This window comes from Bradyrhizobium jicamae (assembly GCF_018130215.1).
Lineage (GTDB): Bacteria > Pseudomonadota > Alphaproteobacteria > Rhizobiales > Xanthobacteraceae > Bradyrhizobium > Bradyrhizobium jicamae_A.
This window is the reverse complement of the sequence record NZ_JAFCKQ010000024.1, coordinates 20,190-39,891: the sequence shown is the minus strand read 5'-3', so window position 1 is coordinate 39,891 and position 19,702 is coordinate 20,190. Positions and strand designations below refer to the sequence as shown.

Sequence of the window (19,702 nt, the reverse complement as noted above, 5' to 3'; positions counted from 1 at the left end):
GTGCCGAAAGACAAAAGCCCGGCCGCATCGGCCGGGCTTTTTTTCGTTTTGCCTTCTGCGGCTGCTTATTTCGCCAGCCGCAGCTTGCTGAGCGCGGTGCCGATCGTGTTGAACGTGGTCACGATCTGGCTCGAGCTGGTCAGCATGAAGAACTTGTCCGGGCTGCTCGCACAGTTCTGCAGAACGGTGGAGGTGGGGTCGCCGTCGGTGTTCACCTGGATCGTGTAGATCGTGTACATCGGCTGGCCCTTGGAATCCGTGGCGTTCTTGATGTTCTGGCATTGCGTCGTCTGCCGGGCATCGATCGGATTGCCCGATGCCTGCGTATTGCCATTGCCGTAATCGGGCCAGCGGTCCTCGGTGTTGAGACCGTCGGACAGCAGGATGATGACCCGATTGTAGGTGGTGTTGGCATCCTCGGCCGGCGTATTCAGCGGACCGCCCACGATGAGCGACTGCCATGCCCAGGCCAATCCGACCGACTGATCGGTACCGCCGGTCGGCTGCATCGCGTTGACGGCGGTCTTCAGCGTGCTCCAGTTGTAGCTCAGCGGAATGATCGGCTCGAGTGGCGTCGAGGCGCTGCTGCTGCAATAGGCTGTGCTGTTTTCGTAATATTCGTTTGCCGGGAAGAGCGTCGTGACATCGGACGACGCCGGCAGCACGCCGGTGGCGTCGTTGGGCTGGGTGCGGTCGGTGATGCAGCCGGTCCAGTTGGTAATCGGGTCGGTCGACGCCTGGGTCCAGTTGTTCTGCACCGTGGGCGTCGAATTGGTCGACGTCCATTTGTTGTTGGTCCAGCCGACGACGGCGCTGACCCGGGGCTGGTAGGTATTGTGCGTGGTGTCGTTGGCACCCGGCTGCGTCCAGTCGTGGGTGTAGAGATTGCCGGTGCAGGATTTGCCGCTGCCGCTGCCGGAGCAACTGCAGCCGGATACGGCGGCTCCGGAGGAATTGGTCGGACAGGCGCAGGATGACGATCCCGAGCAGAACACGCCCGTGCCGGCCGCGGTGCTGACCCAGCAGCCATTGTAGGCGCTGTGGGAATTGTAATCGACGCTCGGGCAGATGTAGCCCTTGTAGCTGCCGCTCGACGGAATCGTCGACACGCTCGAGGTGCTGGTCGGACTGGAGAGGCAGGTGAAGCCGCCGCTGGTATTGGTCCACGGACATTGCGCGCCCGGTCCCACTGCATGCCAGTTCATCGGCAGGCTCGCCTGGGTGCTGCCGTTATTGGGCTGGGTGGTCGGCGGATTCAGCCAGTCGGTCCAGTCGATCCAGCTCTGCGAGTAGTTCGAGTTGCCGACATTGACGACCTTGGCGAATGGGATGACCGAGATGTAGACGTCACCATTGGTCTTGGAGAGCGCGGAGAGCTGATCGATCAGGCCGCCGCTGCCGGCGACCGCGTTGCGCAGCGCCGTGATCTTGCCGCTTTGCGCCATCGATCCCGTATTGTCGAGCGCGAGCGCGACGCGCATCTTGACGTTGCCCCAGGTGCTCGTCGACGTGGTGGCGAAATTCATCGTCGGGAAGCCGGCCAGCTGCATGAAGTCGGTTTTGATATGGCCGGACCCACTCAGCAGGATGGTCGCCGCCGCGCTCGAGGTGGCGGTGGTATAGCTGGAGGTGACGGTAATGCCCTGGGCATCCTTGTTGGTGTAGAGGGCGTTGAAGTAGTTCTGCGCCTGGGTCGCGATCTGGGCCGTCGTGATGGTTCCGGCGGTCAGATCCTTCGACACCATCAGCACCGTCGAATCGAGGGCCGACTGCATCGAGGAGCGGGCCGCATTGGCGCGCGAATAGTCGACCGCCGCACCGACGAAGGTGACGACCGGTATGGCCGCGAGGGTGAACAGCACGGCGATGTTGCCGTCGCGTGCAGCTGCAAACCGGCGGGCGGCCGAGCCGAGTCGGCCGAAAAGGGCTTTACCAAGCATGACCTGCTCATCGAAATTGATCTGATGCGCAATTTCTGCGCGATCGGCTAAACGGTTGATGAATCGTACCCGGGAAACGCGCCCATACCCGGTAACGGCCTGCCGCAACGGATGAAAAACCGGTCAAAAACCGCGCTTATCCTCAACGGCCGCTTAAGGGGTTGGATGGACTCCTTTGTCAAATCCGACGGAAACGATTAACCTTGAGGGGATTGCCGGGCCGGGAATCGGCCGGGTTTGGGTCAAGACCGGCAACGCTTCCGTGCTTGCGGCAGCGCGTTGCCGGGCCCATATTCGGGATGCCGATCCAGCCGCTGGGTCGGACCGGGAGCGGCAATCTGGAAAGCGTTGCCGGGAGTTCCGCGATGACTGCTGCGGCAATCGCGAAACACCCCCGATACGCCAACCGGTTTCCCCTGGGGAATTCGAACGCCTGAGCCATGTTGCGATCCACGTCCACAGTCCCTGTCGCCGACTCGATGTCGTCCCGCACGCCCAGGATGAGCGGCGACGAGAACCGCAATCCCGGAGGGACGGGTGGCCCGTCGACCTCGGTCATCACGAAGGTCAAGCCGAAGACCAAGCGGCCGAATCTGTACCGGGTCCTGATCCTCAACGACGACTACACGCCGATGGAGTTCGTCGTTCACGTGCTGGAGAAGTTCTTCCAGAAGGACGCGGAAGCGGCCACCAAGATCATGCTGCACGTTCATCATCACGGCATCGGCGAGTGCGGCGTCTTCACCTACGAGATCGCCGAGACCAAGGTCACGCAGGTGATGGATTTCGCGCGCAAGCACCAGCACCCGCTGCAATGCGTGATGGAAAAGAAGTAGTTCGCCGGTAACCTTCGACGCCGCGTCAGCGGAACGGGTCTTGCATCAAATCATTCATGTCGGAAGCGAACGGCGTCCCGTATCTTCACGGGCAGCGGTTTCGCGACACCCTGATGGTCCAGAATTTAGAGGAAAACCATCGTGCCGGAACCGGTCTTTCGCCACGATCCGTCGTAACTATATGACAGGTGATCACGAAGGTTGTTGTTGCCTGACCGGGTAATGGCGATCATGATGGCCGGGGACCGTAGAGGACGCGAATGCCAACTTTTTCCCAAAGCCTTGAACAATCCCTGCATCGTGCACTGGCGATTGCAAACGAGCGTCACCATCAATACGCGACGCTTGAGCACCTTCTGCTGTCGCTGATCGATGACTCGGATGCGGCCGCGGTGATGCGGGCCTGCAGCGTCGATCTCGACAAGCTCAGGACCAGTCTCGTCAACTATCTCGAGACCGAATTCGAAAACCTGGTGACCGACGGCGCCGACGACGCCAAGCCGACCGCCGGGTTCCAGCGCGTGATCCAGCGCGCGGTGATCCATGTGCAGTCGTCCGGTCGCGAGGAAGTGACCGGTGCCAACGTCCTGATCGCGATCTTCGCCGAGCGCGAGAGCCACGCCGCGTATTTCCTGCAGGAGCAGGACATGACGCGTTACGACGCCGTCAATTACATCAGCCACGGCATCGCCAAGCGCCCCGGCGTCTCCGAGGCGCGGCCGGTGCGCGGCGTCGACGAGGAAACCGAGACCAAGGGCAACGAGGACGCTAAGAAGAAGGGCGAGGCGCTCGAGACCTATTGCGTCAACCTCAACAAGAAGGCGCGTGACGGCAAGATCGATCCGGTGATCGGCCGCAATGCCGAGATCAACCGCGCGATCCAGGTGCTGTGCCGCCGCCAGAAGAACAACCCGCTGTTCGTCGGCGAAGCCGGCGTCGGCAAGACCGCGATCGCCGAAGGCCTCGCCAAGCGCATCGTCGACAGCGATGTGCCCGAGGTGCTGGCGGCCGCCACCGTGTTCTCGCTCGACATGGGCACGCTGCTGGCGGGCACCCGCTATCGCGGCGATTTCGAGGAGCGGCTCAAGCAGGTCCTGAAGGAGCTGGAGGCGCATCCCAACGCTATCCTGTTCATCGACGAGATCCACACCGTGATCGGAGCAGGCGCGACCTCGGGCGGCGCTATGGACGCGTCCAATCTGCTGAAGCCGGCGTTGGCCTCGGGCACGATCCGCTGCATGGGCTCGACCACCTACAAGGAATATCGTCAGCACTTCGAAAAGGACCGCGCGCTGGTGCGGCGTTTCCAGAAGATCGACGTCAACGAGCCGACGGTGGAGGACGCGATCGCGATCCTCAAGGGCCTCAAGCCGTATTTCGAGGATTACCACCGGCTGAAATACACCAACGAGGCGATCGAGGCTGCGGTGCAGCTCTCCTCCCGCTATATCCACGACCGCAAGCTGCCCGACAAGGCGATCGACGTGATCGACGAGTCGGGCGCGGCGCAGATGCTGGTTGCCGAGAACAAGCGCAAGAAGACGATCGGCATCAAGGAGATCGAGACCACGATCGCGACCATGGCACGGATTCCGCCCAAGAGCGTGTCGAAGGACGATGCCGAGGTGCTCAAGCATCTCGAGCAGACCCTGAAGCGCACGGTGTTCGGTCAGGACAAGGCGATCGAATCGCTGTCGGCCTCGATCAAGCTGGCACGCGCCGGGTTGCGCGAGCCGGAGAAGCCGATCGGCTGCTATCTGTTCTCGGGACCGACCGGCGTCGGCAAGACCGAGGTCGCCAAGCAGCTGGCAGCAACGCTCGGCGTCGAGCTGTTGCGCTTCGACATGTCCGAATACATGGAGCGGCACACCGTGTCGCGCCTGATCGGCGCGCCTCCCGGCTATGTCGGCTTCGACCAGGGCGGCCTGCTCACCGATGGCGTGGACCAGCATCCGCACTGCGTGGTGCTGCTCGACGAGATCGAGAAGGCGCACCCGGATCTCTACAACGTGCTGCTGCAGATCATGGATCACGGCCGGCTCACCGACCACAACGGCAAGCAGGTCAACTTCCGCAACGTGATTCTGATCATGACCACGAATGCGGGCGCCTCCGATCTGGCGCGCCAGGCGTTCGGCTTCACCCGCTCGAAGCGGGAGGGAGACGACCACGAGGCCATCAACCGGCAGTTCGCGCCTGAATTCCGCAACCGTCTGGATGCGATCGTCTCGTTCGCGCACCTCAATGCCGACGTGATCGGCATGGTGGTCGAGAAGTTCGTGTTGCAGCTCGAGGCTCAGCTTGCCGACCGCGACGTCACGATCGAGCTCTCCGAGCCCGCCAAGGCCTGGCTGATCGAGCACGGCTATGACGAGCAGATGGGTGCCCGTCCGATGGCGCGCATCATCCAGGAGCACATCAAGAAGCCGCTGGCGGATGAAGTGCTGTTCGGCCAGCTCAAGGGTGGCGGCCATGTCCGCGTCGTACTGGTGAAGGACGAGGCGACCGCCAAGGACAAGATCGGCTTCGAGTTCGTCGAAGGCCCGGTCACGCCGAAGCCCGAGAAGCTTCCACCGCGCAAGCGCAAGCCGCCGAAGTCGGGTGGCTCCAGCGGCGGCGGTGGCGGCACCAAGGGTCCGGCCTCGCGCGGGCCACTGGTCAAGGCCTGAAGGGTCTCGCGAAGTGCAACATCGAAAGGGCCGGCTGCAAAGCCGGCCTTTTTGCTTGCGCCTTTCTAGTTGCGGCGCTCACTCGCCCTTGAGGCGCTGGCCCTCGTGGACGCGCACCTGCTCGGCGCCGCGGCTGCCCGTCGAGGACAGCCTGAATGTGCTGAGCGCAGCTCCCGCCAGCGCGAAGCCGACGCCGACCATCAACGAGATCCTGGTGCCATCAGTCGGATAGCGCCCCAGCAGCAATGCCACCAGGGCAGCTCCAGTGGTCTGTCCCAGCAGCCGCGCGGTGCCGAGCATACCGCTTGCGCCGCCCGAGCGCTCGCGCGGGGCGGCGGCGATCATGGTGCGGTTGTTGGGGGTCTGGAACAGGCCGAAGCCGGCGCCAGCGAGCGCCATGCGCCAGATCAGGTCGAACGGTGTTGCGGTGGCCGGCAGCAGCGCCAGGGCACCCAATCCCAGCGCGAACAGCAGCAATCCGATGCCGCCCAGGAGTCCGGCCGGATAACGCTCGACCAGCCGGCCGGCGAGCGGCGCGGCACAGGCGACCGCGATCGGCCAGGGCGTGATCAGAAGGCCGATCTGCACCGCCGAATAGCCGAAATGGTTCTCGAGGTAGAATGGCATCGCGACAAAGGCCAGCATCTGCCCGCAGAACGAGGCGATCGAGGTGCCGATCGACAGCGCGAAGATGGGAATCCGCAGCAGGTCGATCGGCAATAGCGGTGAGGGCAGGTGCCTCTGCCGCCGCACCAGCAGGAAGCCTGCGATCGCCGCGATCGCAAACTCGGTGAGGCAGAAAAACAACGCCTCGCCGTGGCCGGCGCTGTCGATCGCGGCGATGCCGAGCCCGAACGTCACGGCGCTCAGCGCCGCACTTTGCCAGTCGAAGGCGTGAACGGCCGGCATCGTGTGCGGAAGGTAACGCAAGCCGAACGCCAGGGTCACGATGCCGAGCGGGACGTTGATGGCGAACAGATACGGCCACGTTCCGACCGACAGGATGAACGACGCCACTGTGGGGCCGACCGCGGCCGAGACGGCGACGACCAGCGCGTTGATGCCGATGCCGCGGCCGAGCAGGGCATGCGGATAGGTGAAGCGGACAAGTGCGGAGTTGACGCTGAGGATACCAGCCGCGCCAAATCCCTGGATGATGCGGGCGACCGTCAGCAGCGGCAGCGTATGCGCAAGAGCGCAGAACAGCGACGCCACCGTGAACAGCACGAGCCCCGCCAGGTAGACCCGGCGATAGCCGATGATTTCGCCGAGCGAGGCCAGCGGCAGCAGCGAAATCGTGATCGCGAGCTGGTAGCCGTTGACGATCCAGACCGAAAAGGCGGGACTGGCGTCGAGGGCCTTGGCGATGGTGGGGAGGGCGACGTTGGCGATCGAGCCGTCGATGACGGCCATCACGAGGCCGAGCGCGATCGTGAGAATGGCCAGATTGCGTTGCGGCTGCGGCAGGCCGTCGGCATGCTCTGTGATCGCGGACGACATGTCGTGAAGTTGCTCTCCGTTCCGGCATGGACAGGCCTACCGCATGCTGGATTGGCCTGTGCTTTGCAACCCCCGAAAACGCCGGGCGGCTTGCCGGAATGGAGTATCAGGTCCCGAAACCGGGCCAGTCCGCCGGAAGCGGACGCGGCTCAGCCTTCGCCGAGCAATTCCTTGATCCGTCGCTGCAGCTGCCGTTTCTTGATCTCGCTGCGGCGCAGCCGCTCGTCGAGATCGCTGACCGGGGTGTCCGAGGTCATGATCCGGAAGGCAAGGCCGACCTTGTTGGCCTGGCGCCAGATCATCCGCGTGAGGTAAGAACGGCCGCGGCGTGCGATGGTCAGGTTCATCTCTTCCGGCAGTTTCGCCGCCGTCTCGAACTCGACGCAGGCGCCACCCTCGCCGATGTTGCGAACGAGGCAATCCATCGTGGAGCCGCGCTCGTTGATTGCCGCGACCCCGCCATAGAGCACCTTGTCGCGCGGGCCTTGGCGCCGGTCCTGCATCGGAAAATCCTCCAATTGAATGGCCGGACTGTACCGGGATATGCCGCGATGTGGAACTCGTCGTTGGAACCTGTTGCAGTTAACGTAAATTCCTTGCATCCGCGTCGCCCCGGACTTCGCGGTAGCTTTTGCGTTGCAAAAGGCTGATTTCAGGTTTGACGCGTTTTCTTCACGCGAACCGGTCTCCACGTTGCTCGAAAACGCTATGGCAGCGCTCAGTTCGGCAGCCGGCTTTGCCGCCAGTCGCGCGGCGACAGGCCGTAGTGTTCGCGGAACACGCGGCCGAAATGCGAGAGATCGTTGAAGCCCCAGGCAAAGGCGATTTCGCCGATGTGGCGGTGCGCGTGCGCCGGCGAGGCGAGGTCGCGCTTGCAGTGCTCGAGCCGCTGCGCCAGCACGAAGCGCTGGAACGAGGTCCCTTCATCCCCGAACAGGCTGTTGACGTAACGCGGCGAGATGCCGAACGCCGCGGCGGTCTCGGCAAGGCCGAGATCAGGGTTCGGCAGATGCGCCAGTACATGCGCCTTGAGCCGATACAGCAGCGCCGAACGGTGGGTCGAGGCCGGAAGTCCCGCGCCGCCGAGCCGTTCGCTCATGGCCATCGCCAGCAGGTCCGCAGCCTGATCGGCGAGCCGGATCGCACTGTCGGCATCGAGCCTGTCGGCGACGTCGGCCAGAGAAGCGATGAACTGATAGGCGAGCCGCTGCACGGGGCCGTCAGACGTGAACGTGGTCGCTGTGAAATTCTGGGAGCCGGCAAAGCGCCGATGCAGCATCTCGCGCGGCACCTGGAAAATGGTCTGCGTGAAATCGTTATCGAACCGCAGCTCGTAGGGTCGGGTGGTGTCGTAGAACGCGAATTCGCCCGGCTGGATCACGGTCTCGCGGCCGTCCTGGAGCACGGCGCCGGTGCCGTGCCGCCCCAGCGCGAACAGCACATAGTCCTCGCTGGCGCGTGCGATCCGTGACGGCGTGCGGAACACCCGCTGCCGGCCCGACGAGACGTCCGAGCATTTGACCCGGCCGAGTTGCGAAGACGTGATGGCGCCGTGGAAGGCGCCTCCGAGGTCGGACTTGCAGTCGAGCTGGACGAAGACGTCGCAGACGATGTCCTGCCAGAGCGCGAGGCGCCGGTGGGTGGGTGCGTTGTCCGTGGTGAACAGGGCCGGCATGATTTGCTCCCTTCACTAGGCGCCAGTCGCTCGATCCAAAGCAAGCTCCGTACCGGGCGCCGGCCGGCAAATCGGCTCGGCAGTCGAATTTTCCTTCCGCCCCAGTCGAACGCCAGTCCCGGTTTGGGAGCAGCATGATGTCAGAGGCCAGCGGGGCCGATCAAGTGCGAACCGGCCGCATCGCCGGCGGCGAGGAGGACATCATGGGCATCGAACATCCGAAATATCGCGTTGCGGTGGTGCAGGCGGCGCCCGCCTGGCTCGATCTCGATGCGTCAGTGACCAAGACCATTGCGTTGATCGAGGAGGCAGCCGGCAAGGGCGCCAAGCTGATCGCGTTCCCGGAGGCCTTCATCCCCGGCTATCCCTGGTACATCTGGCTGGACTCGCCGGCCTGGGCGATCGGGCGCGGCTTTGTGCAGCGCTATTTCGACAACTCGCTCTCCTATGACAGCCCGCAGGCCGAGCGCCTCAGGCTCGCGGTGAAGAAGACCGGCATGACTGCCGTGCTCGGCCTGTCCGAGCGCGACGGCGGCAGCCTCTATCTGGCGCAATGGCTGATCGGGCCCGACGGCGAAACCATTGCAAAGCGGCGCAAGCTGCGGCCGACCCATGCCGAGCGCACCGTCTATGGCGAGGGCGACGGCAGCGATCTGGCGGTTCATGACCGTCCCGGTATTGGCCGTCTCGGCGCACTGTGCTGCTGGGAGCATCTGCAACCGTTGTCGAAATACGCGATGTACGCGCAGAACGAGCAGGTCCATGTCGCGGCCTGGCCGAGCTTCTCGCTGTACGATCCGTTCGCGCCGGCGCTCGGCTGGGAGGTCAACAACGCGGCCTCGCGCGTCTATGCGGTGGAAGGCTCCTGCTTCGTGCTGGCGCCTTGCGCCACCGTCTCGCAGGCGATGGTCGACGAGATGTGCGACCGCGAGGACAAGCATGCGCTGCTGCATGTCGGTGGCGGCCATGCGGCGATCTACGGCCCGGACGGCAGCTCGATCGCCGAAAAACTTCCGCCGGAGCAGGAAGGCCTCCTGATCGCCGATATCGATCTCGGCGCAATCGGCGTCGCCAAGAACGCGGCCGATCCGGCCGGACATTATTCGCGGCCCGACGTCACGCGTCTCCTGCTCAACAAGAAGCCCTCGAAGCGCGTCGAGCATTTTGCGCTGCCGCTCGACAGTCTCGCGGGCGACGAGCTCGACGCGGCCGCGAGCTAACCGAGAGCCCCGATCCGACGGGATCGGAGCGGGGCTGGATTCGTGTTTTGACGCGTTTTCTTCGCGCGAACGGTATCCACTTCGCTCGAAAAACGCTCTTGGACAACCGGAGGCAATTGCCATGGAATCCGCGATTCCCTCACATCTGCAGACCGCGCGGTCCCGTCATCGGCGCGTGCCCGACGACTACACGCCGCCTTACCCGTCCTTCGTCGCGCGCCACAAGCCGGCCGTCAAAAGCGTGACCATGGCCTATTTCGGCGCGCAATATCGCGGCGAGCCGACCGCGGCTGCGACGAAGGCGCTTGCCGGGATTGCGACGCGCTTTGCCGGGGAGAACGGCCCGACGCATTGGGACCGCGCGCAATATGTCGACCAGGCCGGGTTCACCAACGTCGTCTCGGTCGCCTATTGGGACGATGCCGCGCGCTTCGATGCTTTCCTTCCGAAAGCCCGCGACGCCTGGACCGGCAGCGAGCCGGGAGCTGGCGTCGGCCGCTTCATCGAGGTGCTGCGGCCCCGTGTCGAGCGCTACGAGACGCTGTTCTCGTCGCTCGGCCGGCCCGAAGGTGTGGCCGTCCTCGCCGACGGCATGAGCGGGGAGGTGCAGGAGCACGCCTACTGGGGCGGCATGCGCGACCGCATCCCGCTGTCGCAGACCGATGCAATGACGCCGGGCGGCGAGCCGCGCGTCGTCCGTGACGGTGCGCGCATCCGCGTGGTTGCCCACGACAATCTCTGCCTGATCCGCTCCGGCCAGGACTGGAGCGACACCGAGGCCTCCGAGCGGAAGATGTATCTCGACGACGTCGAGCCGGTGTTGCGCGAAGGCATGGATTTCCTGCGCGACGAGGGTGCGCCGATCGGCTGCTATGCCAACCGCTACATGCGCGTGCTCGACGCCGGCGGTGCTCCCACCGAGAAGTCCTACGGCCAGAGCTGGTGGAAGAGTCTCGCGGCACTGGAGCGCTGGGCAGAATCGCATCCGACCCATGTCCGGATCTTCGGCGCGGCGATGAAGTACCTGTCGACGCTCGGGCCGAATGCCAAGCTCCGGCTGTATCACGAGGTCACGGTCGCCGCCGCGGACGAGCAGTTCTTCGAATATCTCGACTGCCACGAGCGCACCGGAATGCTCGGCGCCGTCAGCCCATAGGTGGCAGCTGAGCTGGGATCTACGGGCGAAGCCGGCCGCCTTGCGCCGTGATCGCCTGGGCCAGTTCGACCGCCGGGCCGCGCCTGGGCCGCCGCGCCGCGCGAACCACGAATTCGACGCTGCCGAGCGGCGGCAGCCCTGACGCCGCTACTTCCACAAGGCCGTCAGGAATCAACCCTTGCGCCTGCGGGGTGATGCCGAGGCCGGCGAGCGCCGCGGCGCGCAGGCCGCTGAGGCTGCCGCTCGAGCAGACGATGCGCCACGGTCGCCCGAAGCGCTCCATCGCCTCGAGCACCGCACCACGGCTGACGCTCGGTTGCGCGTAGAGAATGAGGGGCAGCGGCTGATCCGGATCGAGGCGTTTGCCCGGCGCTGAAGTCCACACCAGGCGGTCTTGCCACACCAACTGGCCCTGCGCGTCTCCCGGCCTGCGCTTGCCCAGCACGAGATCGAGCTCACCGGCATCGAGCTGCTGGTAGAGCAGGCCGGTCAGGCCCACCGTCAGCTCGAGATCGACCTGCGGGTGCCGGCGGACGAAATCGCGCAAGAGGTCGGGCAGGCGCGAGCTTGCGAAATCCTCCGCAGCGCCGAACCGGATCTTGCCGCGCACCTGCGATCCCGCGAAATAGTCGCGGGCACGGGCGTTGGCCTCCAGGATCGGACGCGCAAAGCCCGTCATGGCCTCGCCGTCGGCCGTCAGCACCACCGAATGGGTGTCGCGCACGAACAGGCGGCGGCCGGCCGCAGCCTCGAGCTTGCGGATGTGCTGGCTCACCGTCGATTGCTTCAGGCCGAGGCGGCGGCCGGCCTCGGTGAAGTTCTGCGTTTGCGCGACGGTGAGGAAGGTCTCGAGCTGGGTCGGGTCGAGCATGGCTGGTGCCTGAGCGGTCATTGCAAATCGCAATTACAATAACGTCGGTAAGCACGGTTCACAATTGCTGGCCGAGCGGGCATCTAGGGGCAGGGAAGGACCCTGCCATGACCATCAGCCGCCTGCGCTCGTCGATCCCTGTCGATCCCTACATTGCCGCCATCGTCGGCATGGTCGGCCTCGCCACGCTGCTGCCGCTGCACGGGGTGGGGACCGCGATCGGCGGTCATGCGACCGATGTGGCGATCGCGCTGCTGTTCTTCCTGCATGGTGCGCGGCTGTCGACGACGGAGGCGCTGGTCGGCGCCCGGCACTGGCGGCTGCATCTGGTGATCTTCCTCGCCACCTTCGGACTGTTCCCGCTGCTCGGGCTCGCGGCGCACGCGCTGGCGCCGCATCTGCTGACACCGGCGCTGTGGACCGGCGTGATCCTGATCTGCATCCTGCCGTCGACAGTGCAGTCGTCGGTCGCCTTCACCTCGATCGCGGGCGGCAACGTGTCGGCGGCGCTATGCTCGGCGACCGCATCCAACCTGGTCGGCATCGTCGCGACGCCGCTGCTGGCCGGCGCCCTGCTCTCGAGTCATGGCGGGTTCTCCGGGACCGCCGCGCTCGACATCGTCGTTCAATTGCTGCTGCCGTTCTTGGCGGGACAATTGTCGCGGCCGCTGATCGGCGGCTGGGTCATCGGGCATCATCGGCTGCTTGGCCTGGTCGATCGCGGCTCGATCCTGCTCATCGTCTACACCGCGTTCAGCGATGGGGTGAGCCACGGCATCTGGCACCAGGTCAACGCGACCCAGATGGTCACCGTGTTCGGGATCGACATGGTTCTGCTGGCGCTGGTGCTGCTGATCACCCATTTCGGCAGCGGCCTGCTCGGCTTCTCCCGCGAGGATCGCATCGCCATCATGTTCTGTGGCTCGAAGAAGAGTCTGGCAAGCGGACTGCCGATGGCGAGCCTGATGCTGGCGGGTCAACCGGTCGGGCTGATCGTGCTGCCCCTGATGCTGTTCCATCAGATCCAGCTGATGACCTGCGCTGCCCTGGCGCGGAGCTATGGCGGCCACGCCCAGGCCGGCTCAGGCGAGACGGGCGGGGCGCTGCTGCAAGCGCATTGACAAGAGGCCTACGCGACGCGCTCGCGGAGGCCCTTGGCGATCTCCTTCTGCGCGTCGAATTCGCGGCGCAGGCGCGCCAGCTCCTCGGCGCTCAGGGCATCCGCATTGCTGTAGTCGCGCTTCCAGGAATGCTCCTCGCTCCAGCGCAGCGGGGACTGTACGGTGGTTTGCGGACCCGGGGCGGATTCCAGCACGCGCAGCGCCAGCTCGAGCGTGAAGGCCTGCGAGGCCATATCGTTCGGCTTGCCGGCGGAATTGCCGAGCGGAAAATCCGAGAACAGGAAGCGCGATACCGCCGCGTGCTCGACGATATCCTTCGCGCAACCCATCACGACGGTCGGGATGCCGTTGGCCTCGAGATGCCGCGCGACCAGGCTGACGGTCTGGTGGCAGACCGGGCAGTTCGGCACCAGCACCGCGGCATCGACGCCGTCGGCCCGGCAGCGCTTGAGAATTTCGGGCGCGTCGGTCTCGATGGTGACGCGATGGCTGCGGTTGGTCGGCGCGCCGAAGAAGCGCGGTGCGACCTCGCCGATTGTGCCGGCCTCGGCAAGCCGCTTCAACTGCGCCAGCGGGAACCAGGTGCCGCTATCCTTGGCCGAGGTGTGAACGCGGTCATAGGCGATGTGGGAGATTCGCAGATCATGTGGCTTCGACGTATCGCCGTCATAGACCGAATAGAACTTGGCGCCGCCGTTATATTTCGCGCCCGGACCCTGGTCGCCCTTGGCGGGATCGAACGGTGCCGCGGTCGTGATGATCGCGACGCGGGAGCGGCTGAGCGGCTTGTTCAGTGGCTGGAACGGCGCTGAGGTGTAGTGCGCCCAATGGTACGGCGTGGTGTAGCCGATCGCCGCATAATAATCGCGGGTGCGCTTCATGTAGCCAACGGGAGCATCGTCGTCGGGCGCGAAGCCGAGTTGATCGTCCGAACTTGCCGCCATGTTGCGCTCCCTTCTGCGCGCCATCATTGTCAGCCATAGCTAGACCAGGAACGTCGCGTGTCAAGCCGTGCCGCGCGGGAACAGGATTGCGATGCGAACAGCCCTGTATGCCGGACTGAGCATGCTGGCCACGCTGGCCGTGCCGGTCCATGCCGGCGCGCAGGATAGCCCGTCAGCGGCGCCACTCTACGTGCATCCAAGCGTCGAGGAGCTCGCGATGCCTCCCCAGACGCCGCCGGACGCGCGCGAGAGCGACACCCGCGAGGCGATGTGCCTGATGATCGAGTCGGCGGCGCGGGCGAACGACCTGCCGCTCGAATTCTTCGCCCGGGTGATCTGGCAGGAGAGCCGCTTCCAGGCCGATGCGGTCGGCCCCGTCACCCGCAACGGCCAGCAGGCGCAGGGGATCGCGCAGTTCATGCCCGGCACCGCCAGCGAGCGTGGGCTGCTCGATCCCTTCAATCCCGTGCAGGCGCTGCCGAAGTCGGCGGAGTTCCTCAGCGAGCTGCGCGGCCAGTTCGGCAATCTCGGCCTTGCGGCGGCGGCCTACAATGCCGGCCCGCGCAGGATCCAGGAGTGGCTCGCCGGGTCAGGCTACATGCCGCAGCAGACGCGCGCCTATGTGTATGCGATTACAGGCTCCAGCGTCGACGACTGGGCCGCCGCGGGGCGCAACGGCAAGATGCCCGAGCGCAGGCCGACGGCGAGCTGCCGCGAGCTGATGGCGCTGTTGAAGCGCGCGCCGAACCCGTTCGTGGCCGGGCTCGAGGAGCACGTCACGCTGTCGGCGGCGAAACTGTGGGGCGTGCAATTGGCCGCCGGCTTCAGCCGCGACAAGGCGCTGGCGATGTATGCCCGCGCGATCAAGAGCCTCTCCGCCGTGATCGGCGACCAGGACCCCAGCCTGCTCAGTTCGCGGCTGCGCACTCGCGGCAGCGCCACCTTCTACCAGGTGCGCATTGGCGCCGACACGCGCCCCGAGGCCGACGGCCTCTGCAACCGTATCCGCAAGGCCGGCGGGGCCTGCTTCGTGCTGAAGAACCGGGCCTAAGCGACGCCGAGCGGCCTTCGCGAAATGCTTCGGGGCGCCGCCTTCTTCTTGGGGACTGAATATCCGGCAACCCTGCAAAAGGCTATGATGCCTATCGTTGCAATGATCACTGTCATTGCGACGACCAAGCTCTGCTCTAGCATCGAAAGTGCCGGAATCTTCGACGCCAATTCCAATGCGAGGCCGCCAACCAACCCCACGGAAGTCGAAAGATGCAGCAGCTTTCCCAACTTGGCGGATTTGAATGCCTGCTCGATTTCGCGAACGACGACGGGATCGTGGCACAACCACTCGCACGTCACATTCTTGAACTCCTTCCCGTATCTGGTCTCCGATTTTAGTCGCACACCATACGCGACGACCGACTCGTCTCTGCGGCGACTTTTGAAAGAGGCGAGCAAGTTCGTTTCCCACGATTTTTTCGCCGCAAGCTCGCGCAGACGCTTTGGGTCGATTTCCCAGCGATACATCGCTCCTGTGGTGCGCGCAGGCCTTCGTCGGACCGGGAGCGAAAAGCGCTGTTTGATCAGGACACCGGTGAGCCGCCACAGACGCTTCTCCCGGGTGTCATCGTCGCCATCTGCAAGCAGTTCCTGCAATGACAGGCCATGCTCATGCTTTGCCAGCTCATCCAGTTTCTTCAGTCCATTCTCAAATGTACGCTTGGCCATGTCGGCTCCGATACAATCTGAAATAGTGCAACATATCAAAAGCACTCCAGGAGGAGCAAGTCATGTGCTTTGCAGTCCGTGCGCCCCGATGACGCGAAGCGAAATCCGGCGACTTCATCCGCGGATGGTTCTGTCCCGGATTGCGCTTCACTGCATCTTCGGCTGATTGCAGCGGCGGCGCATTCGGGTAGTGTCGTCACCAGAGACTTCAGACATCCTGGACTGATGCATGGTACGTGAAATGGAATTGCGCGAGGGCGAGGTCGCCGTCGACATGCCGGCGGCGCGCGACGCGGGCCTCGTCTTCATCGGGCGGATCCGCACGCCCTGGACCTCGCGGCTGGCGACGCCGCGACAGGGGCGGCATGACGGGCCGGTGTGCCGGCTCGAGATCTTCGAGCCGTGGGTCGCCGCGATCAAGGGCGTCGATTTCTACACCAATCTCGAAGTGCTGTACTGGCTGCACCAGTCGCGCCGCGACATCGTGCTGCAGAGCCCGAAGAACAACGGCAACACCCGCGGCACCTTCTCGCTGCGCTCGCCGGTGCGGCCCAACCCGATCGGGACCTCGATCGTCAAGCTGGTCGGCGTCGAGGGCAATGTGATCCTGGTGCGCGGCCTCGATTGCCTCGACGAGACGCCGCTGATCGACGTCAAGCCCGATCGCTGCGAGTTCACCCCGCTTGCGCCACCGCAGTCAGGGGATTTCGAGACGGAGTGAAAGCCGTAGCCTGGATGGAGCGAAGCGAAATCCGGGCCGGTGCTGGACGGAAAGCATGGTTCCCGGATTGCGCTGCGCTCCGCCCGGGCTACGAGGTGAGGCGCGCCGCGTGTGACCTATTTCAACGCCGCGATCAGCTTCGCTGCATTCGCCTCCAGCACCTTGCCGTCTTCCTTGTGGCTGGCGGGCAGCAGCAATGCGACGCCATTCTTGCGCGGCATCACATGCATGTGCAGGTGGAACACGACCTGGCCGCCGGCGGGCTCGTTGAACTGCTGCACGGTGATGCCGTCGGCCTCGAACGCCGTCATCGCGGCGGCGGCGATCTTGTGGGCGGCGCGCGCGACGTGAGTGAAGTCGTCGGCCTTGATGTCGAGGATGTTGCGGGCAGGGGCCTTCGGAATCACGAGCGTATGCCCCGGCGAGCGCGGCATGATGTCGAGGAAGGCGAGCACGTGCTCGTTTTCGTAGACCTTGTAGCAGGGGAATTCGCCGCGCAAGATCTTTGCGAAGGGATTTTGCGGGTCGTAGGCGGGCATGGCGGCGGCTCCTCGAATTCTTTGGCGTTAGTGTCCCGGTCGCGGTCGGGACGTCAAGCCTCGTCGTCGACCTTGCGGAACGGCCCGGCCTCGGCGAGCTCGCGGCCGACCTCGGCGACATAGGCACGTTCGCGCTTCAAATAATCGTCGATCGCACGGCGCAGGCCGGGATCGGCGATGAAATGCGCTGAATAGGTCGTCTGCGGCACGTAGCCACGTGCCAGCTTGTGTTCGCCCTGCGCGCCGGCCTCGACCACTTTCAGTCCGCGCTGGATCGCGAAATCGATCGCCTGATAGTAGCAGACCTCGAAATGCAGGAACGGATGATGCTCGACGGCGCCCCAGTTGCGGCCGAACAGCGTGTCCGAGCCGATGAAGTTGATCGCGCCCGCGATCCAGCGGCCATTGCGCCTGGCCATCACAAGCAGCACGTCGCGGCTCATGCTCTCGCCGATCAGCGAGAAGAATTTTCGGGTCAGATACGGCCGGCCCCATTTCCGCGATCCGGTCTCCATGTAGAACTCGAAGAACGCATCCCACGCGTCTTCGGTGATATCTGCGCCGGTCAGCCAGTGGATCGTGATCCCGGCGGCGACCGCCTCGCGGCGCTCGCGCTTGATCGCCTTGCGGTGGCGCGAGTTCAGCGTGGCCAGGAAGTCGTCGAAGGTCTTGAAGCCGGCATTGTGCCAGTGGAACTGCTGGTCGGTGCGCTGCAGGAAGCCGTGCCCGCCGAGGAACTTGGCTTCATCCTCGCGGGCGAAGGTCACGTGTACGGAGGAGGCTTCAGTGGCGTTGCAGAGCGCTCGCAGGCCGCGCGCCAGTGCCGAGCCGATCTGCGCCCGGTCGACGCCGTCGCGGATCAGGAGCCGCGGGCCGGTCGCCGGCGTGAAGGGGACGGAGACCTGGAGTTTCGGATAATAGCTGCCGCCGGCGCGGTGATAGGCCTCCGCCCAGCCGCGGTCGAATACGTATTCGCCCTGCGAGTGCGATTTCAGATAGCAGGGGACGACGCCGGCGATCCTGCCGTCGAGTTTCGCAACGAGGTGCCGCGGGCCCCAGCCGGTGCGCGGGCAGGCCGAGTTGGAGGCTTCGGCCGCAGCGAGAAAAGCGTGGGAAACGAACGGGTTGTAGCTCGTGCCTGATGTCGCCTCACAATCGCTTGCGAGCGTGTCGAGGTTGTCAAGGCTGTCAGGATCGGCCTTCGGATCGGCGCAGGCGTCCCACTCGGCGGCGGGAATGTCGCTGATGTCTGGAACAGCTTCGAGAGTGATTTCAGAAGACGCCATCGAGAATGAGAACCGGTGCCTCGTTTGGGCATGATCCTTCTGGAAACCCGGCTTCCATGTTTCCGGATCAAGCCTTGCGTTTGGCCATCGTGCACGGCGACCAACCCATGCCAAGATCGTGCATCGCAGCGACGACTTCAAGGCTGCAAGGGACATGTCAGGTTCCCGGGACAAACCCCTCGAAGATCATCTGGTCGGCGTAACGCGCCGCACGTTCGCGCTGTTCCGCCGTCCGCACCGTCCAGGTCAGCAGCGGGCAGCCGAACACGTTGCGGGCGATCCAGGGCGCCGGGGCGGGCAATTGGTTGACCCAGTAGGCGACGAAATGCGGCTGGGTCGTGAAGCCGTGGCGCAGATGGAGCATGCTGTCGCGCTGCGCCGGCGTCAGCTTGGTCCAGGAGCCGTCGTCATCATAGGTGCGTTGTGCGGTGATCCCGCGCGGCAGGGCGGGCATGATCTCGCGCAGCGCCATCACCTGGTCCGGGTCGAATGACATGCCGACGACCGGACCGGAATAGGATGCCAGCACCTCGGCCATCCGCCGCACCAGCCTGCGGTCGCCGTCGAAATGGCTCTTCACCTCGACAACAAGGGGAACCCGCCCGGCGACCAGCGTGCAGAGGTCGCCGAGCGTCATCATCCGCTCGGCGGTATTCTTGAACGTCACCGCCTTCAGTTCCGCCGCGGTCTTGGTCAGCAGCGCCCCGGATCCCTCGGTGAGGCGGCCAAGCGCATCGTCGTGATGGACCATGGCCTCGCCGTCGGCGGTAAGCTGGATGTCGCATTCGATCGCGAAATTGCCCGATATCGCGGCGTTTGCTGCCGCCGGCATGTTCTCGATGATGCCGCGTGCGGCATCGTGCAGGCCGCGATGGGCGACCGGCCGCCTGGTCAGCCAATCAGGTGCTCGCATCGATCAGGCGACTTCGAAGATGCCTTCGACTTCCACCGCAGCATCGGCGGGCAGCGAGGCGACGCCGACAGTGGTGCGCGCGTGGCGGCCCTTGTCGCCGAAGGCCGCGACCATCAGGTCGGAGGCGCCGTTCAGCACCTTCGGTCCGTCGAGAAAGTCGGGCGCCGAATTGATGAAACCGCCGAGCCGCACCACGCGCGCCACCTTGTCGAGGTCGCCGAGTGCCGCCTTGACCTGCGCCAGGAGGTTAATCGCACAGCCGCGCGCCGCGGCGGCGCCGTCCTCGAGGCTGACGCCGGCCCCCAGCTTGCCCTTGGCAATCAGCTTGCCATCGGCGCCGAAGCAGACCTGGCCCGACACGAACAGCAAATTGCCGCTGCGCACGAATGGCACATAGTTCGCGACCGGGGAGGTCGGCTTCGGCAGCGTGATGCCCTGTGCCACGAGCTTCTGTTCGACTGTACCTGCCATGTTCCTGTCCCCGGTTGTATGATCGGTTGCCTGAAAGCGCGTTCCGGCCGGGCCTTGTTTCGCGCATCGCGCCGACGGTTGCAAGCCAGGGGGACCTTAAGGGGAAGCGCGGTCATAT

Annotated in this window: 18 protein-coding genes; 7 read left to right on the top strand and 11 right to left on the bottom strand. The window is 65.0% G+C overall.

Features of this window, described 5'->3' with window-relative positions; all coding sequences use genetic code 11:
- Nucleotides 1-65 precede the first annotated feature (65 nt).
- Nucleotides 66-1,940, bottom strand: a complete 1,875-nt coding sequence (locus tag JQ586_RS23755; protein WP_212397040.1) for a TadE/TadG family type IV pilus assembly protein — start codon at nucleotides 1,938-1,940, stop codon at nucleotides 66-68.
- A gap of 500 nt (nucleotides 1,941-2,440) precedes the next feature.
- On the opposite strand from JQ586_RS23755, the gene clpS reads away from it, so the two are divergent.
- Together clpS and clpA are read left to right on the top strand one after the other, a co-directional pair.
- A complete protein-coding gene (gene clpS, locus JQ586_RS23750) occupies nucleotides 2,441-2,776 on the top strand; it encodes an ATP-dependent Clp protease adapter ClpS (protein ID WP_212397103.1) in 336 nt (111 codons plus the stop codon).
- A 260-nt stretch (nucleotides 2,777-3,036) separates the two neighbouring features.
- Nucleotides 3,037-5,445 carry an ATP-dependent Clp protease ATP-binding subunit ClpA gene (gene clpA, locus JQ586_RS23745; RefSeq protein WP_212397039.1) on the top strand — a complete coding sequence of 803 codons (2,409 nt, stop codon included), beginning with the start codon at nucleotides 3,037-3,039 and terminating at the stop codon, nucleotides 5,443-5,445.
- Nucleotides 5,446-5,523: 78 nt separating this feature from the next.
- On the opposite strand, the gene JQ586_RS23740 is transcribed toward clpA, so the two are convergent.
- The 3 genes from JQ586_RS23740 to JQ586_RS23730 all read right to left on the bottom strand — a co-directional run bounded on the left by JQ586_RS23740 (nucleotide 5,524) and on the right by JQ586_RS23730 (nucleotide 8,620).
- Nucleotides 5,524-6,945 carry an MFS transporter gene (locus JQ586_RS23740; RefSeq protein ID WP_212397038.1) on the bottom strand — a complete coding sequence of 474 codons (1,422 nt, stop codon included), beginning with the start codon at nucleotides 6,943-6,945 and terminating at the stop codon, nucleotides 5,524-5,526.
- A 149-nt stretch (nucleotides 6,946-7,094) separates the two neighbouring features.
- Nucleotides 7,095-7,448: a PilZ domain-containing protein gene (locus JQ586_RS23735; protein WP_212397037.1), complete on the bottom strand. Its 354-nt coding sequence runs from the start codon at nucleotides 7,446-7,448 to the stop codon at nucleotides 7,095-7,097.
- A gap of 215 nt (nucleotides 7,449-7,663) precedes the next feature.
- Nucleotides 7,664-8,620 (bottom strand): helix-turn-helix domain-containing protein, encoded by a 957-nt coding sequence (locus tag JQ586_RS23730; protein WP_212397036.1) that lies wholly within the window; start codon nucleotides 8,618-8,620, stop codon nucleotides 7,664-7,666.
- A 203-nt stretch (nucleotides 8,621-8,823) separates the two neighbouring features.
- On the opposite strand from JQ586_RS23730, the gene JQ586_RS23725 reads away from it, so the two are divergent.
- On the top strand, nucleotides 8,824-9,840 hold the full coding sequence (locus JQ586_RS23725) for a carbon-nitrogen hydrolase family protein (RefSeq protein WP_212397102.1): 1,017 nt from the start codon (nucleotides 8,824-8,826) through the stop codon (nucleotides 9,838-9,840).
- 121 nt (nucleotides 9,841-9,961) lie between these two features.
- Nucleotides 9,962-10,996 (top strand): phenylacetaldoxime dehydratase family protein, encoded by a 1,035-nt coding sequence (locus JQ586_RS23720; RefSeq protein ID WP_212397035.1) that lies wholly within the window; start codon nucleotides 9,962-9,964, stop codon nucleotides 10,994-10,996.
- A gap of 19 nt (nucleotides 10,997-11,015) precedes the next feature.
- On the opposite strand, the gene JQ586_RS23715 is transcribed toward JQ586_RS23720, so the two are convergent.
- A complete protein-coding gene (locus tag JQ586_RS23715; protein WP_249148018.1) occupies nucleotides 11,016-11,888 on the bottom strand; it encodes a LysR family transcriptional regulator in 873 nt (290 codons plus the stop codon).
- A gap of 86 nt (nucleotides 11,889-11,974) precedes the next feature.
- Here JQ586_RS23715 and JQ586_RS23710 point away from each other — a divergent pair, with 86 nt between their 5' ends.
- A complete protein-coding gene (locus JQ586_RS23710) occupies nucleotides 11,975-12,988 on the top strand; it encodes a bile acid:sodium symporter family protein (protein ID WP_212397034.1) in 1,014 nt (337 codons plus the stop codon).
- Between the two features lie 8 nt (nucleotides 12,989-12,996).
- On the opposite strand, the gene JQ586_RS23705 is transcribed toward JQ586_RS23710, so the two are convergent.
- A complete protein-coding gene (locus JQ586_RS23705; RefSeq protein WP_212397033.1) occupies nucleotides 12,997-13,932 on the bottom strand; it encodes a glycine/sarcosine/betaine reductase selenoprotein B family protein in 936 nt (311 codons plus the stop codon).
- A gap of 91 nt (nucleotides 13,933-14,023) precedes the next feature.
- Between JQ586_RS23705 and JQ586_RS23700 the strand changes: the two genes are divergently transcribed.
- Nucleotides 14,024-14,983 (top strand): lytic transglycosylase domain-containing protein, encoded by a 960-nt coding sequence (locus tag JQ586_RS23700; protein WP_249148011.1) that lies wholly within the window; start codon nucleotides 14,024-14,026, stop codon nucleotides 14,981-14,983.
- On the opposite strand, the gene JQ586_RS23695 is transcribed toward JQ586_RS23700, so the two are convergent.
- A complete protein-coding gene (locus JQ586_RS23695; protein ID WP_212397032.1) occupies nucleotides 14,980-15,654 on the bottom strand; it encodes a hypothetical protein in 675 nt (224 codons plus the stop codon). The genes JQ586_RS23700 and JQ586_RS23695 overlap by 4 nt on opposite strands.
- 229 nt (nucleotides 15,655-15,883) lie before the next feature.
- Between JQ586_RS23695 and tsaA the strand changes: the two genes are divergently transcribed.
- Nucleotides 15,884-16,375: a tRNA (N6-threonylcarbamoyladenosine(37)-N6)-methyltransferase TrmO gene (gene tsaA / locus JQ586_RS23690; RefSeq protein WP_212397031.1), complete on the top strand. Its 492-nt coding sequence runs from the start codon at nucleotides 15,884-15,886 to the stop codon at nucleotides 16,373-16,375.
- Between the two features lie 116 nt (nucleotides 16,376-16,491).
- Here tsaA and JQ586_RS23685 read toward each other — a convergent pair whose 3' ends face one another.
- The 4 genes from JQ586_RS23685 to JQ586_RS23670 form a co-directional block, all read right to left on the bottom strand.
- Nucleotides 16,492-16,914: an HIT domain-containing protein gene (locus JQ586_RS23685; protein ID WP_212397030.1), complete on the bottom strand. Its 423-nt coding sequence runs from the start codon at nucleotides 16,912-16,914 to the stop codon at nucleotides 16,492-16,494.
- Nucleotides 16,915-16,967: 53 nt separating this feature from the next.
- Nucleotides 16,968-18,200: a GNAT family N-acetyltransferase gene (locus tag JQ586_RS23680; RefSeq protein ID WP_212397029.1), complete on the bottom strand. Its 1,233-nt coding sequence runs from the start codon at nucleotides 18,198-18,200 to the stop codon at nucleotides 16,968-16,970.
- A gap of 157 nt (nucleotides 18,201-18,357) precedes the next feature.
- On the bottom strand, nucleotides 18,358-19,113 hold the full coding sequence (locus JQ586_RS23675; protein WP_212397028.1) for a glycerophosphodiester phosphodiesterase: 756 nt from the start codon (nucleotides 19,111-19,113) through the stop codon (nucleotides 18,358-18,360).
- Nucleotides 19,114-19,116: 3 nt separating this feature from the next.
- Nucleotides 19,117-19,584, bottom strand: coding sequence for a RidA family protein (locus JQ586_RS23670; RefSeq protein WP_212397027.1), 468 nt, complete (start codon nucleotides 19,582-19,584; stop codon nucleotides 19,117-19,119).
- Between the last annotated feature and the right edge of the window lie 118 nt (nucleotides 19,585-19,702).